9 protein-coding genes and 2 pseudogenes are annotated in these 15,155 nt (G+C 40.4%); 7 read left to right on the top strand and 4 right to left on the bottom strand.

Annotation, left to right across the window (positions count from 1 at the left end; genetic code table 11):
- Positions 1-111: pseudogene (locus tag N5O98_RS23315) on the top strand (IS30 family transposase); the annotation flags it as partial.
- A gap of 6 nt (positions 112-117) precedes the next feature.
- On the opposite strand, the pseudogene N5O98_RS23320 reads toward N5O98_RS23315, so the two are convergent.
- Positions 118-318, bottom strand: a pseudogene (locus N5O98_RS23320) (alkyl hydroperoxide reductase subunit F); the annotation flags it as partial.
- An 84-nt stretch (positions 319-402) separates the two neighbouring features.
- Positions 403-969 (bottom strand): alkyl hydroperoxide reductase subunit C, encoded by a 567-nt coding sequence (gene ahpC, locus N5O98_RS23325; RefSeq protein WP_004307892.1) that lies wholly within the window; start codon positions 967-969, stop codon positions 403-405.
- Between the two features lie 213 nt (positions 970-1,182).
- Here ahpC and N5O98_RS23330 point away from each other — a divergent pair, with 213 nt between their 5' ends.
- The 4 genes from N5O98_RS23330 (at position 1,183) to N5O98_RS23345 (ending at position 8,556) form a co-directional block, all read left to right on the top strand.
- Entirely contained in the window at positions 1,183-1,707 is a 525-nt protein-coding gene (locus N5O98_RS23330) for an NUDIX hydrolase (protein WP_008770568.1), read from the top strand.
- Between the two features lie 755 nt (positions 1,708-2,462).
- Positions 2,463-3,773 carry an ATP-binding protein gene (locus N5O98_RS23335; RefSeq protein WP_004307889.1) on the top strand — a complete coding sequence of 437 codons (1,311 nt, stop codon included), beginning with the start codon at positions 2,463-2,465 and terminating at the stop codon, positions 3,771-3,773.
- Positions 3,774-3,796: 23 nt separating this feature from the next.
- Positions 3,797-6,814: a tetratricopeptide repeat protein gene (locus tag N5O98_RS23340; RefSeq protein ID WP_004307887.1), complete on the top strand. Its 3,018-nt coding sequence runs from the start codon at positions 3,797-3,799 to the stop codon at positions 6,812-6,814.
- Between the two features lie 20 nt (positions 6,815-6,834).
- A complete protein-coding gene (locus N5O98_RS23345; protein ID WP_032855774.1) occupies positions 6,835-8,556 on the top strand; it encodes a TonB-dependent receptor in 1,722 nt (573 codons plus the stop codon).
- A gap of 97 nt (positions 8,557-8,653) precedes the next feature.
- Here the strand turns inward: N5O98_RS23345 and N5O98_RS23350 are convergent, their stop codons facing one another.
- Together N5O98_RS23350 and N5O98_RS23355 are read right to left on the bottom strand one after the other, a co-directional pair.
- Complete coding sequence (locus N5O98_RS23350; protein WP_004307882.1) at positions 8,654-9,565, bottom strand: Rpn family recombination-promoting nuclease/putative transposase; 912 nt, start codon at positions 9,563-9,565, stop codon at positions 8,654-8,656.
- A 58-nt stretch (positions 9,566-9,623) separates the two neighbouring features.
- Positions 9,624-10,229 (bottom strand): DsbA family protein, encoded by a 606-nt coding sequence (locus N5O98_RS23355; protein ID WP_004307880.1) that lies wholly within the window; start codon positions 10,227-10,229, stop codon positions 9,624-9,626.
- Between the two features lie 339 nt (positions 10,230-10,568).
- Here N5O98_RS23355 and topA point away from each other — a divergent pair, with 339 nt between their 5' ends.
- On the top strand, positions 10,569-12,914 hold the full coding sequence (gene topA, locus N5O98_RS23360) for a type I DNA topoisomerase (protein ID WP_004307878.1): 2,346 nt from the start codon (positions 10,569-10,571) through the stop codon (positions 12,912-12,914).
- Positions 12,915-12,986: 72 nt separating this feature from the next.
- Positions 12,987-15,011: an LruC domain-containing protein gene (locus N5O98_RS23365; RefSeq protein WP_118161530.1), complete on the top strand. Its 2,025-nt coding sequence runs from the start codon at positions 12,987-12,989 to the stop codon at positions 15,009-15,011.
- Positions 15,012-15,155 lie beyond the last annotated feature (144 nt).

Here is a 15,155-nt window from a genome sequence, read left to right on the forward strand (position 1 = left end):
TGGATTGAAAATAAACTCAATAATCGACCTCGTAAAAGACTTGGATACCTCACGCCAAACGAAAAATTTAAACAAATTATTAATCAGAATTCTGTTGCATTTGCAAGTTGAATTCAGCTTTAATAAAGTAAACTTCAATGCTTCTCCCTCATTCACCGAGCAAGTGATATGATCGGAACAATCCGCTACATCTCCCAGCAACTCCAATAATTCTGTTTTGTTTTCGTGGCTGGATGATACGGATATATCAAAAGTAAAGTTTGCCTCCAGCCCAGCAAAAATACCCTTTAGTTGTTCTTTTAATGCAGATTCTAACATATCTTTTTCCTTTCATTTTTTTAAAAGAAAGGCCGGCAGCGTCTCTCGTTACCGGCTTCCCATAATCACCATTATCAAGATCTATCAAATCTTACCTACCAGGTCAATGCTTGGTTTCAGGGTAGACTCACCCTTCTTCCATTTAGCCGGGCAAACTTCTCCGTCATGGCTGGCTACAAACTGTGCAGCTTCCACCTTACGAAGCAATTCACTTGCATCACGGCCAATATTGTTATCATTCAGTTCCACCACTTTAATCTTTCCTTCCGGATTGACAACGAATGTACCGCGATAAGCCATACCCTCTTCTTCGATATATACACCCAGTGCACGGCTCAAAGCGCCAGTCGGGTCTGCCAACATCGGATATTGAATCTTGCGAATACTTTCAGAAGCATCATGCCAAGCTTTGTGCACGAAATGAGAGTCAGTACTTACCGAATAGATCTCTACACCCATCGCCTTGAACTGATCGTACTTTTCAGCCATATCCACCAATTCAGTAGGACATACGAAAGTAAAGTCAGCAGGATAGAAGAAAAGAATCGCCCATTTACCTTTCAGGTCATTGTTGGTTACAGTCTTGAAAGCTCCGTTGTGAAAAGCCTGAACGCTGAATTCAGGAAGTTGAGAATTTAAAATTGGTTCCATAATCTTTATTGCTTTTATTGTTATTAATTGATTTGACTTATAACATCAGAAACAACGTTTTGTTTTTTGTTTCTGATGCAAAGATAAAGGCAGAAACCCCGCCTTTGCAAAAAAAGCCCAATCGAATATTTCTATGCGGTGATAGATGAAATTAATAAAAGCATTTTATACCTTTGCATGCATAAACAAAAAAACTGGAAAATATATACGATTATGGAACATCCTCTTGACCAATTCTTATATTGCCCTAAATGTGGTTCCTCTCATTTTGAGATTAACAACGAGAAATCTAAAAAATGTGCAGATTGCGGCTTTGTCTATTATTTCAATCCTTCTGCCGCCACAGTAGCACTCATCTTGAATGAGAAAAATGAACTGCTTGTCTGCCGGCGTGCTAAAGAGCCGGCAAAGGGAACTCTCGACCTTCCCGGAGGATTTATCGATATGAACGAGACAGGTGAAGAAGGCGTAGCCCGTGAAGTGCTGGAAGAAACCGGATTGAAGGTAAAAAAAGCTATTTACCAGTTTTCACTTCCCAATATTTATGTCTATTCAGGTTTTCCTGTACACACACTTGATATGTTTTTTCTCTGCACCGTAGAAGACATGAGCCATTTCTCCGCCATGGATGATGTAGCAGATTCTTTCTTCCTACCTCTCTCCGAGATTCATCCGGAAGATTTTGGGTTGGATTCTATCCGTCGCGGACTTAGCTTGTTTCTAGCTCAATGCCGCTAAGATAATCTCATCAGCCTGATAGATTGAGAGTATTTCATCTATAGTTATGTCCCATTTTTAAGATATTCCTCCAAAACATCAGATAAAAAAATAATGATCTGGAGAATAAAATGCATAAAAACATGCAACTGTATGCAAAATCACAGGCTAATACCGTATAAATTCAAGTCGAATATGCATCTTTTTCTATCAAGAAAAGATTCGTTGGTTTAAAACCAAGGAGTTCTTCCCCACCGAGGAACGCTTCCTTTCTCACCGACGAAGCAGCTTTTGCTCGGTGAGGAAGACAAATAAGGGAAAATTAAGACCGTTTTTCTTCTATTTCATCACAAATATCGAAAAGGCAACAAACAACAAAATGCCAGTTTCTAACCACATTTCAGTTTACACAACAAGTGAAAAAGAAGAAAAGCATTACAATTTAATCGACAAACATCTCCTATAACAAAAAGAAAGAATTTCGCACCTACAAATCTCTGCGTTTTGTTATATTTCTCAATCCCTCCCAGTAATTACGCCTTTTATTCTCGTTTAAATATTCCTTTTCTTAAGATGGGCCATTTTTCAGTAGCCAATTGATGTATTTGTAAAATAGAAGTTCATCTCAACCAAATAGATCAAAGTAATTTATCACATAATCTTAAACAATCATATTATATTACTATAAATGAACAAAATACAACATATTGTGTTATCTTTGTAACCACCATTAATTTAATGGCCATTAAATTAACCGCCATTAAGATAGCAATAATATGAAGTTCTACGACCGAAAGAAAGAAATGGCGATACTGTATGCAGCTAAAAAGCAATCACAAACGAGCGCTTGCTTTACTGTAATGACCGGACGCCGACGAATCGGAAAAACAGCTCTACTCTTAGAGTCTGTCAAAGACACCCGATTCGTATATATATTTGTAGCAAGAAAGAGTGAAGTCCTGCTTTGCGCACAATATCAACCTGTCATTCAGGAAACGCTTGGCATTCGTATCTATGGAGAAATCAGAGAGTTCGCACAGCTCTTTGAACTGCTGATGCAACATTCCCAAAAGGAAAATTTCACATTAATCATTGACGAATTTCAAGAATTTCTCTATATCAATCCGTCTATCGTCAGTGACATACAACGTATTTGGGACCAATATCACGCGACTTCCAAAATCAATTTCATTGTATGCGGTTCCGTTTATTCAATGATGAAAAGAATATTCGAAGACCGCAAGGAGCCACTATACGGACGCCTTACCGCCCGAATTGCTCTGCATCCATTCACCACCACCGTTATCAAAGAGATTCTAGCAGACCATGCCCCCAAATTCACATCGGAAGATTTGCTTTGCTTGTATTTGCTGACAGGTGGAGTAGCCAAATACATCACCCTATTGATGGAAGCGAAAGCATTTAATAAAACTGCCATGATAAATTATGCGCTTTCCGAAGGCTCACCATTTCTGACAGAAGGCAAAGACATGTTGATTTCCGAGTTCGGGAAAGACTATGCCAATTATTTTTCTATCCTATCTCTCATTGCAGAAGGAAAAACAACACAACGAGAGATTGATTCCATCATCAATAAAAACACCGGTTCCTATTTAGCCAACCTTGAGGATGAATATTCATTAATCAAAAAAGTGAAACCGATGTTCGCTAAACCTAATAGTCGTGCTACCCGTTATTGCCTGCAAGACAATTTTCTACGATTCTGGTTTCGCTTTATTTTCTCAAACAACGCAGTACTAGAAATGGGGAAAAACCATTTACTGATAGAATATGTAGAAAAGAACTATGAACAATACAGCGGCCTATTGTTAGAAAAATATTTCCGTGAACTTATCGCTGAAGAAGAGGAAGTTACCGACGTAGGTAACTATTGGGACAAAAACGGAGAAAATGAAATAGACCTGATCGCCCTCAAGCGGTTTAACAAAACAGCACTTATCGGAGAAGTAAAAAGAAATCCGAGAAAAATAAGTATCCCGGCATTGGAAAAGAAAGGAGAAACTTTACATAAAGAATTAAATGATTATAAAATAACTTTCAAAGGATTCTCATTGAAAGATATGTAGTACTTTTGCATAAACACCCGATTATGAAAAAAGAAATTACTAGACTCATTTGTGCCGCCATCTGCTGCACGCCCATTATAGGATTTGCCCAGACAGGTGACAAGTTCACTTCGACTGACAACCTTTATAAAGAAGGGAAAGAACTTTTCCAAGAAAAGAATTATGCAGCTGCTCTGCCGGCATTGAAAGCATTTGTAAAACAAAAGCCTGTAGCCAGCCTTCTTCAGGACGCAGAATATATGCTAGTCAGTTCGGCTTACGAACTGAAAGACAAAAACCGCATCGAACTCCTCCGCAAATACCTTGACCGTTATCCTGATACTCCATACGCTAACCGTATTTATGCGCTGTTAGCCTCCTGCTATTTCTACGAAGGAAAATATGATGAAGCACTGGCACTTTTCAACTCTGCCGACCTCGATTTGTTAGGTAATGAAGAACGGGACGACTGCACCTACCAACTGGCTACCTGTTATCTGAAAACCGATAATCTAAGAGAAGCAGCCATCTGGTTTGAAACTTTGCGTGCCAACAGCCCCAAATACGCCAAAGATTGTGATTACTATCTTTCCTACATCCGCTATACACAAAAACGTTATAGTGAAGCATTGAAAGGTTTCCTTCCCTTACAGGACGACTCGAAGTACAAAGCACTCGTCCCTTATTACATAGCCGAAATTTATACGCAGCTCAAAAACTATGATAAGGCACAAATTGTAGCACAAAACTACCTGTCAGCCTACCCGAACAACGAGCACGCTGCAGAAATGTACCGTATTCTGGGAGATGCCTATTACCATTTCGGACAATATCACCAAGCCGTAGAAGCATTCAACAATTACCTGAATAAGGATCGCTCGGCTCCCCGCCGCGATGCCCTTTATATGCTGGGTCTCTCCTACTACCAAACAAAAGTCTACTCCAAAGCAGCCGAAACATTAGGTAAGGTGACAACTGACAACGATGCCCTTACCCAAAATGCATATCTCCACATGGGACTCTCTTATCTGCAACTGGCAGAGAAAAACAAAGCACGCATGGCTTTTGAACAGGCAGCCGCCTCCAATGCTAATATGCAAATCAAGGAACAGGCAGCTTACAATTACGCTCTTTGCCTGCACGAGACTTCTTTCTCCGCTTTCGGTGAATCTGTTACTGCCTTCGAGAAATTCCTGAATGAATTTCCGACTTCTCCTTACGCTGAAAAAGTCAGCAGCTACCTGGTAGAAGTTTACATGAATACACGTAGCTACGATGCAGCTTTGAAATCAATCGACCGGATTGCCAAACCAAGCGCGCAAATATTGGAAGCCAAACAGAAGATACTGTTCCAATTAGGAACTCAATCTTTCGCTAACGCCGACTTCGAACAAGCTCTGAAATATCTAAACCAATCCATTGCCATCGGACAATACAATCGTCAGACCAAGGCAGACGCTTACTATTGGTGTGGAGAATCCTATTACCGTCTAAGCCGAATGGTAGAAGCCGCACGTGATTTTAATGCTTATCTGCAACTCACCACCCAACCCAATAACGAAATGTATGCGCTTGCCAATTATAACTTAGGGTATATCGCTTTCCACCGGAAAGACTATACGCAAGCAAGCAATTATTTCCAAAAATACGTTCAACTGGAGAAAGGTGAAAATGCAACCGCACTTGCCGATGCATACAATCGTATTGGTGACTGCCACCTGCATGTACGTAACTTTGAAGAAGCCAAACAGTATTATTCGCAAGCCGAACAGATGAATACTTCTTCCGGAGACTATTCTTTCTATCAGCTGGCTCTTGTATCCGGTCTGCAGAAAGACTATACCGGTAAGATTACCTTGCTGAACCGTCTGGTAGGAAAGTACCCTGCTTCTCCTTATGCCGTAAACGCTATTTACGAGAAAGGGCGTTCCTATGTTTTGATGGACAACAACAATCAAGCCATTACTTCTTTCAAAGAATTACTTACTAAATATCCTGAAAGTCCGGTCAGCAGGAAAGCTGCCGCCGAAATCGGATTATTATATTACCAAAAAGGAGATTACAACCAAGCAATCGAAGCCTACAAACAGGTTATCGAAAAATATCCGGGTAGTGAAGAAGCCCGCCTTGCCATGCGTGATTTGAAATCTATTTATGTGGATCTCAACCGCATCGACGAATTTGCTGCTTTAGCAAATGCCATGCCAGGACACATCCGTTTCGATGCTAACGAACAAGACTCGCTTACGTATGCCGCCGCAGAAAAGATTTATGCACGAGGCAGAATGGAAGAAGCCAAAACAAGCCTCAACAAATACCTGCAAACTTTCCCGGAAGGAGCCTTCAGCCTGAACGCACATTATTATCTCTGCCTGATCGGAAACGAGCAGAAGAATTATGATATGATTCTTCTCCATTCCGGTAAGTTGTTGGAATATCCAAACAATCCGTTTGCAGAAGAAGCATTGATCTTGCGTGCTGAAGTGCAATTCAACCAGCAAAATATGGCTGAAGCATTAGCTAGCTACAAAATGCTGAAAGAAAAAGCAACCAACGTAGAGCGCCGCCAACTTGCTGAAACGGGTATTCTGCGTTGCGCCTTCCTATTGCGAGATGACATAGAAACCATCCATGCAGCTACCGACCTGCTTGCAGAAGCCAAACTTAGTCCGGAGCTAAGAAATGAAGCTCTTTATTACCGTGCTAAAGCCTACACCAAGCAAAAGGCTGACAAGAAAGCAATGGAAGACTATCGTGAACTGGCCAAAGACACACGTAACCCTTACGGTGCCGAAGCTAAATATCAGGTTGCACAATCCCTCTACGACGCAAAAGAATATGCCGCTGCAGAGAAAGAGTTGCTCAACTATATAGAACAGAGTACGCCACATGCTTATTGGCTAGCACGTAGTTTTGTCCTTCTATCCGACGTCTATCATGCTACGGGTAAAGATCTGGACGCACGCCAATATCTGCTAAGTCTGCAACAAAATTATCAAGGGAATGATGATATTGAAAGCATGATTGAAAGCAGACTTAGTAAATTGAAAGTTGAGAATTGAGAATAAAAAAATAGAAAAGTATGAAACGATCTCATTATATAATAGGAGGACTCGCATTGGCAATCTCAATGCCATCCTGCCTTCAAGCCCAAACCACCCAACCGAAGGATACAACAATGACCCGCACGGTCGTTGTGGAACAAGAATATAACCCGGACATTATGGACGCTTCGAAAGTAAACGTCCTGCCTAAAGTAGAAGAACCGACAGTGAGCAAGAAAGAAGTAGAGTATGCTACAACATTCTTTCCGGCTACTTCCGTTCCGGCAGGCCTGATGCGCCCCTATACCGGAAAAGAAGTTCAACCCGGCACTACCCCGGGATATGTACGTGCCGGATATGGTAATTATGGCAATTTAGATATTCTTGCCAATTATCTATTCCGTCTGTCGCAGAAAGACAAATTGAATGTACGTTTCCAAATGGATGGAATGGATGGTAAACTAACGCTTCCTTTCACAGACTCCGAAAAATGGAATGCATTTTATTATCGCACACGTGCTAATGTGGATTACACACATCAATTTGATAAGTTGGATTTAAATATTGCCGGAAATTTCGGATTGAGCAACTTCAACTTCCAACCGGAAAGCGTAAACAGCAAGCAGAAATTCACATCCGGTGACTTCCATGCGGGCATTCATTTCACTGATGAGACTGCACCACTGCGTTTCAACGCAGAAACAAATCTGTTGATGTATGAACGTCAGCACAACATGTTCAATGAATCTGAAGCCAATACAGGTATCAAGGAAACAATCATACGCACTAAAGGCGATGTCACGGGAGCTATCGGCGACCAACAATTAATAACTATCGCTTTGGAAATGAACAATCTTCTCTACAACGGATATACAAAGAATGTTTCCACCGGAGATGAATACTTCAAAAACTACACAACGCTTCTTTTAAATCCATATTACGAACTGGATAATGATGACTGGAAATTGCATATCGGAGCCAATGTAGATTTATCTTTCGGATTTGATAAGTCTTTCCGTATTTCACCCGATATCACTGCACAGTATATTTTTTCTGATAGCTACATTGTTTATGCAAAAGCAACCGGCGGTAAGCAATTGAATGATTTCCGCAGATTAGAAAGTATCTGTCCTTACGGTGAACTGCCGGAGGCAAATACCACTACCACTTTGGGATACGTACAACGTCCTTATGATACTTACGAGCAAATCAACGGTAGTATCGGATTCAAAGCAAGCCCTTATCCGGGACTTTGGTTCAACGTGTTCGGTGGTTATCAGAATCTAAAGAACGACTTATCTTATTTAGGTTTTGACCCAAGTAATATTCATTCAGGTTCTTATCTTTCTTTTGCACAGGATAATACAGACAATCTTTACCTTGGAGGTGAAATCAGTTACGATTACAAAGATATCCTCGGAATATCAGCTAAATATACTTACCGTAATTGGGACAGCAAAACAGAGGAATATCTGTTGGCTGTGAAACCAGTCAGTGAAATGTCTTTCAATGTACGTATTCATCCGATCTCTGCTCTTAACATAAATCTAGGTTATGATTACATCAACCGGAAAGAAGTGAAAGAGTATGCAAAAATGACCGCAATTAATGATTTGCATATCAGAGCCAGCTATAATGTATTCAAAGGAGTATCTGTTTATGCGCAAGTACATAACCTGCTGAACAAGAAATATCAATATTATTTAGGTTATCCTACGGAAGGATTCAATTTCTTAGGAGGATTGAGTTTCCGATTCTAAATTAATGAAAGGGGCGTTTCCATTTCCGGATAACGCCCCTTCTCAAAAACTTAAACTTCAATTATTTTGTTGTCTTCACTACAAATCCGTAATAGATTTACAAACCTTGTATTTCTTCTGCCGACAGACCTGTTATCTGTGAAATAGTATTAATAGGAATATTCAAAGCCTTCATATTACGTGCTGTTTCTCTTTTTTCTTCCGCACGTCCTTCTACACGACCTTCCGCGCGACCCTCTGCGCGGCCTTCTGCACGTTCTGTCAATATATTATCTTTCAATATTACAATATTATCCAAATGACGATAATATGCTTCAAGTTCAGTTTTCGTCATTTTATCGAGTTTCAATCGTTCACGGGCCTCCGTCAAACCGGGAGCAGTAGCACTATCTGGTATATCACCTGTATTCAGATAACAAATCCATTCTTCCAACGGACTCTTGGCAACCTGATTAAAGTCATTCACCTTTAATATATAATATTCAGGATAAAGCTGACTGACAGCATCGACCTTAAATGTCTGTTTCTGAAATGGAGTTAACTCCAGCACATCATTCTGATGAATCCCTCTGAACTCCGTTTTACCATGATATACTATATCCTTTCCATTGCCTAATGAAAAATAGACAATATTAACGCTATACACTTTACGTACTTTATCATAACCTTCTCCACGATTGATGTACTCGGTCACCAATTTAGAAGTACCAAACAACATACGTTGGAAATAAGCATACTCATTGTTATTCTGAACTTCAATCAGAATAAGTTCTCCTTTAGAGTTCTCCGCAAGCATATCAACACGATTATACTTATCAAACTCATCTTCTTGATTACCTTCACTTTCCAACAATTTCTGAATGACAATCTTTTCATTGAGAAGAGTAGTCAGAAAGCCTTCAAGAACTGCAAAATTGGCTTTATTACGCAATAAGCGTTTCATAGCCCAATCGAAACGAATATAATTACTAGCCATAGGTTCGTCTCCTTTCCCATTTTCTTTTTTCATGCAAACAAAGGTAAGCAGAAAATGTTTAATATCAAGTATATATATCCGATAAAATGACTCATCCTACCTTTATATAGACTACCGATCGTCCCGCTCCATACTTTTTTAAAATCCCTTTTTCAATAAATGCATTAATATCCTGCAATGCCTGTGTTTTTGTCTTTCCAACAAGTAAGGCATAATCCTGCCGATTAATACATGGATTCTTTTCCAAGAATTTATTTAATCGCTGCAAGCACTTTTCTTCTGCTAATGGATTCTTCACACGAAAAGGCGAATGATAACGTTGTAATACCAATTCAGTCTCAATATCCTTCTTAAACTGACGGTTGATTCTCAAATTAATATCTTTAAGAGATACTGACGGTGAACGCAAGTCTTTTGAATCAATCACTTCTTTGTTCACATTCAAAGAAAGAGTAAAATAACCAATATCACCCAATTCAACAGAAAATCCCTTCAAAAGCAAATGTCTTAGTTCTTTCGAGATAGCTTCTATGACACCTACCACTTGCGCATGAGGCATATGCTGAAATGCAGTCACTTGTTCTACAAATTCTTCGGCTGTATAACTGCCCTTCAGTACGACACGTGCATGCAAAGGTTGTTCTTCCCCACTTTTTGTGAGATCGGGAGTCTCATAAAGATCATAATTTACACTCATTATTTATTAGTATTTCATTAGGAAAGATTAAACTCCACTTCCCTATATATTAATTATTTATCATGCTATTGAATTTTCGTTCGACTTAAGTCAAGCGATAGTTTTAGTTAAGTCAAGCGATAGTTCAACTTAAGTCAAACGAAAACCAACTTACTAATGAGACAAATGTACGTAGAATATAGAGAAACTAACCTATACCAATTGATATTTTATTTCCTGCAATAAAATGTAAATCTTAAGATTTTATTAAATTCTCCTTATAATATAAGGTAGGGAGAATCTTTTTTTTTACTTTTGTCCCCGAATATTGTGGTACAAGCCATTATAAAAGAAAGAATTATGCAGAAAAACCTTGTCATTGTCGAGTCTCCGGCAAAAGCAAAAACGATTGAAAAGTTTCTGGGGAAAGATTTCAAAGTCCTTTCTAGTTACGGACACATACGCGATCTGAAGAAGAAAGATTTCAGTATCGACGTAAATAATGATTTTAAACCCAGCTACGAAATCCCGGCAGACAAAAAGGCGCTGGTTAGCACACTAAAGACAGAAGCTAAAGAGGCAGAAACCGTATGGCTCGCATCCGATGAGGACCGCGAGGGAGAGGCGATTGCCTGGCATCTGTATGAGGTCTTAAAACTAAAACCGGAAAACACAAAACGAATCGTATTTCATGAAATTACGAAGAGCGCTATCTTAAAAGCTATTGAACAACCACGCGACATTGACCTCAACCTCGTAAATGCTCAGCAAGCACGACGGATTCTGGACCGCATCGTAGGTTTCGAACTCTCTCCCGTACTTTGGAGAAAAGTGAAACCGGCACTCTCTGCCGGACGTGTTCAGTCTGTTGCCGTCCGTCTGATCGTTGAACGTGAACGTGAAATACATGCCTTCAAAACGGAAGCTGCTTATCGCGTCACTGCCGTATTCCTCGTCCCGGACGCGGATGGAAAGCTGGTGGAAATGAAAGCTGAACTGGCTCGCCGTATCAAAACAAAAAAAGAAGCAAAGGCTTTCCTCGACGCTTGTCAGGGAGCGAGCTTTGCAATCGATGATATTACCACCCGCCCAATCAAGAAAACGCCTCCTGCTCCGTTTACAACGTCTACTTTACAACAGGAAGCCGCACGCAAACTGGGATATACCGTAGCGCAGACCATGATGCTCGCGCAGCGTTTATATGAATCGGGATTCATCACTTACATGCGTACGGATTCTGTCAACCTTTCGGAATTTGCGACAACAGGCAGTAAAGACGCTATCATCAAAATGATGGGTGACCGCTACGTACACCCCCGTCATTTCGAAACAAAGACTAAGGGTGCACAAGAAGCGCATGAGGCTATCCGTCCTACCTATATGGAAAACCAGTCCGTTGAAGGAACAGCACAGGAAAAGAAACTGTACGACTTGATATGGAAACGCACCATTGCCTCACAAATGGCAGATGCGGAACTGGAAAAGACAACTGCTACCATAACAATAAGTGGCAGCAGCGATGTATTTACAGCCATCGGCGAAGTGATTAAGTTCGACGGATTCTTGCGCGTATACCGTGAATCTTATGATGATGACAACGAACAAGAAGATGAGAGTCACCTGCTTCCTCCTCTGAAAAAAGGCCAAAAGTTGGAACATGGGCCTATTATCGCAACCGAACGTTTCACCCAACGTCCTCCACGCTATACGGAAGCAAGTCTTGTACGCAAATTGGAAGAACTGGGTATCGGACGTCCGTCTACGTATGCACCTACTATCTCTACCATCCAACAACGCGAATATGTGGAGAAAGGTAATAAAGACGGGGAAGAACGGCAGTTTAATGTCATGACATTGAAAGATTGTCAGATTAAGGATGAAAACCATACTGAAATTACCGGTGCAGAAAAGGCGAAGTTGTTCCCAACGGATACCGGCACTGTGGTAAATGATTTCCTTACCGAATATTTCCCAGACATTCTGGATTTCAACTTTACCGCCAGTGTAGAAAAGGAATTTGACGAGATTGCAGAAGGAGAAGTGAAATGGACTTCTATCATGAAGAATTTCTATGATAAGTTCCATCCGTCTGTAGAAAACACATTGGCTATCAAGACGGAACATAAAGTAGGCGAACGTATTCTGGGAGAAGAACCGGGAACAGGCAAGACTGTTTCTGTTAAGATTGGTCGCTTCGGTCCTGTTGTACAGATTGGTACTGTAGAAGATGAAGAAAAACCACGCTTCGCACAAATGAAGAAAGGTCAATCCATGGAAACCATCACTTTGGAAGAAGCACTGGAATTATTCAAATTACCTCGTACACTGGGCGAATATGAAGGAAAATCAGTCAGTGTAGGCGTAGGCCGTTTCGGTCCGTATGTCCTGCACAATAAGGTATATGTATCGCTCCCGAAAACACTTGATCCGATGGAAATTACTTTGGAAGAGGCAGAACAGCTGATTCTGGAGAAACGCCAGAAAGAAACGGAACGCCACATCAAGAAGTTTGAAGAGGAGCCGGAACTTGAGATTCTGAACGGACGTTACGGACCTTATATTACCTATAAGGGTTCCAATTATAAAATTCCTAAAGATATCGTCCCGCAGGATTTGAGTTTGGCTAGCTGTTTGGAACTCATCAAATTACAAGATGAGAAAGGACCAGCGACCACAAAAAAAGGACGATTCGCAAAAAAGAAATAAAAAAACTAGAAAAAGAGCAAATTATATAATTAAATGTATATATTTGCTCTTTATCTTTTAATACACAAACTTATGAAGCAAACAAAATTAAAGTATTTAATGATAGGAGTGCTTACCATAGCTTCCATCAGTTGTATGGACAAAGAGCGTGACTTATCTTGGGAGAGAAGGCATATGCCAAAAGAAGCATACTTCGACTTCAACATGACCCAAGCTGTTGCTTTGGATATCAATTATTGTTTTAAAAGCGAAAATTATCGTGTCCTTTTTGACATTTACGATCAAGATCCCATTGAATACTCGGCTGACGGCAGCGTGTTCCAAAAGGACATAGAGCCTATCTACCGTGCAGTTACAGACGAAAAAGGCAAATTCAGTGGAGAAATGAATATTCCGGCGGACCTCTCGGAAGTATGGTTATCATCGGATTATTTAGCCACCGTATCTCCTCTTAAACTAACGATTGACGACAGTCGTCAGCTTTCATTTAATCAAGATGCATATATCACTGCCTTACGTTCACAAACGGCATCAAAAACCAGAGGAGTGACCGTGAACCAACATACCTATCTAAAAGAATGGCATGTTCTTCCCGATGCAGACTGGGATAACAACGGAAGACCAACCAATCTGGAGCCTAAAATAAACATACCTCCGGCAGACGTACTATACAACATCAAGTATGTTTTCAGAAAGGTTACAGTCAAAGATGAGAGCGGTAAAAGCAAGGTTATGAACATCAGTCAGAATTATCCGGAGTTTTTTGATGGTTCCATTAAAATGACTTCAGATATTCCAATTGTTAACCCGACCGAAGTAAGCCTCGTATTTATAAACAGCTCTGCTGCATGGTACAATACAGTTGGATATTACACCTATCCGACCAACAATCCGCCCCAGAGCAAGAGTGATATAAAACAAATAATTGCATTCCCAAACACCTCTCCTGTTTACAAGACTTTAGGGGTAGGAGCATTAGTGTGTGGCGAAGAAATAAAACTCAAATATTGGAATGAAGAGACACAGGAATACGAAGACAAATTTCCTGCAGGAGTCACAATTGGCTGGTGCCTTCAAGGTATGGGATTCAAGAATAAACTCACCTCAGAAACAGATAAAGACAAAGTGGGCGATATCATAAAAGGTATGGGGGCACGCTACTCCACCAGGAATCTAAACACGAATAATACACAAAGAACTGTATCTCTCCGTGATTCCAAGTCCGGGCAGATTGTAGCAGTAGGATTCGAAGATAATATTGACTTCGATTATGCAGATGCCATCTTCTATATTCATACGTCAGAAAAGAATGCTATTGACCCGACATTGCCTCCATTGCCTGAAGACCCCGAAGCAATCCCCGAGCAATATAAAATTTCTTATTCCGGTACACTGGCTTTTGAAGACTTATGGCCTAAGTTAGGTGATTACAATATGAATGACGTAATGGTAAAGTACACCAGTACGATGACCCGAAATGCTCTTGACAATCGCATTTACGAAATAGAAGACAAGTTTATCTTACAGCACTGTGGCGGTTATCTGCAAAACGGATTTGGATATCAATTACACAAGCTCTCAAACAGCAATGTCAAGAGTGTAAAAATAACGGGGCCTGATGCCAGTGGTTTATCAAGTTCTATATACATGGAAGGAAAAGAAACAGAGCCTGGACAGTCTCACCCAACCATATTGTTGTATGACGACATGACAAAATTCAAAAATATCACTGATGAATCAAAGAAAGAATATACTGTAACCATCACGCTTGATGGAGCTAGTGAGAAAGAGGTGGTACCTCCTTACAACCCGTTTATCTTCATCAGTTCCAACGAGGGTAGAGGCAAAGAATTACATCTGATAAATTATCCCCCGACTGACAAAGCCGACTTATCGTTACTGGGAACCGGAAAAGACATCTACAGACCAGAAGAAGGGATGTATTATGTTTCTGCAGACTTGATGCCGTTTGCTATCAATATGCCAGTAAGTAATCTCCCGGTTCCAGAGGAAGGGAAACGAATCGATCAATCATATCCCAAGTTCTCTGGATGGGTATCATCGAATGGGAAACAAAATAAAGATTGGTACAAATAAAGATTGATACGATTTAAATAAGAGCAGCCCGGATATTGTACGGAATCGCTATCGGGACTTCGCATTGCGAACCATCGATGAAAAAGACATAATAGACATCCGTTTAGAAAGGCGCGAATTACGCAGTTCACACAACTTCTTGAA

This window comes from Bacteroides sp. LFL-34 (assembly GCF_027257075.1).
Taxonomy (GTDB): domain Bacteria; phylum Bacteroidota; class Bacteroidia; order Bacteroidales; family Bacteroidaceae; genus Bacteroides; species Bacteroides ovatus.

What these genes read in the sequence shown, in the direction of transcription:
- ahpC (WP_004307892.1), bottom strand. Translation starts at nt 969, where the DNA reads ATGGAACCAATTTTAAATTCTCAACTTCCTGAATTCAGCGTTCAGGCT.
- N5O98_RS23330 (WP_008770568.1), top strand. Translation starts at nt 1,183, where the DNA reads ATGGAACATCCTCTTGACCAATTCTTATATTGCCCTAAATGTGGTTCC.
- N5O98_RS23335 (WP_004307889.1), top strand. Translation starts at nt 2,463, where the DNA reads ATGAAGTTCTACGACCGAAAGAAAGAAATGGCGATACTGTATGCAGCT.
- N5O98_RS23340 (WP_004307887.1), top strand. Translation starts at nt 3,797, where the DNA reads ATGAAAAAAGAAATTACTAGACTCATTTGTGCCGCCATCTGCTGCACG.
- N5O98_RS23345 (WP_032855774.1), top strand. Translation starts at nt 6,835, where the DNA reads ATGAAACGATCTCATTATATAATAGGAGGACTCGCATTGGCAATCTCA.
- N5O98_RS23350 (WP_004307882.1), bottom strand. Translation starts at nt 9,565, where the DNA reads ATGAAAAAAGAAAATGGGAAAGGAGACGAACCTATGGCTAGTAATTAT.
- N5O98_RS23355 (WP_004307880.1), bottom strand. Translation starts at nt 10,229, where the DNA reads ATGAGTGTAAATTATGATCTTTATGAGACTCCCGATCTCACAAAAAGT.
- topA (WP_004307878.1), top strand. Translation starts at nt 10,569, where the DNA reads ATGCAGAAAAACCTTGTCATTGTCGAGTCTCCGGCAAAAGCAAAAACG.
- N5O98_RS23365 (WP_118161530.1), top strand. Translation starts at nt 12,987, where the DNA reads ATGAAGCAAACAAAATTAAAGTATTTAATGATAGGAGTGCTTACCATA.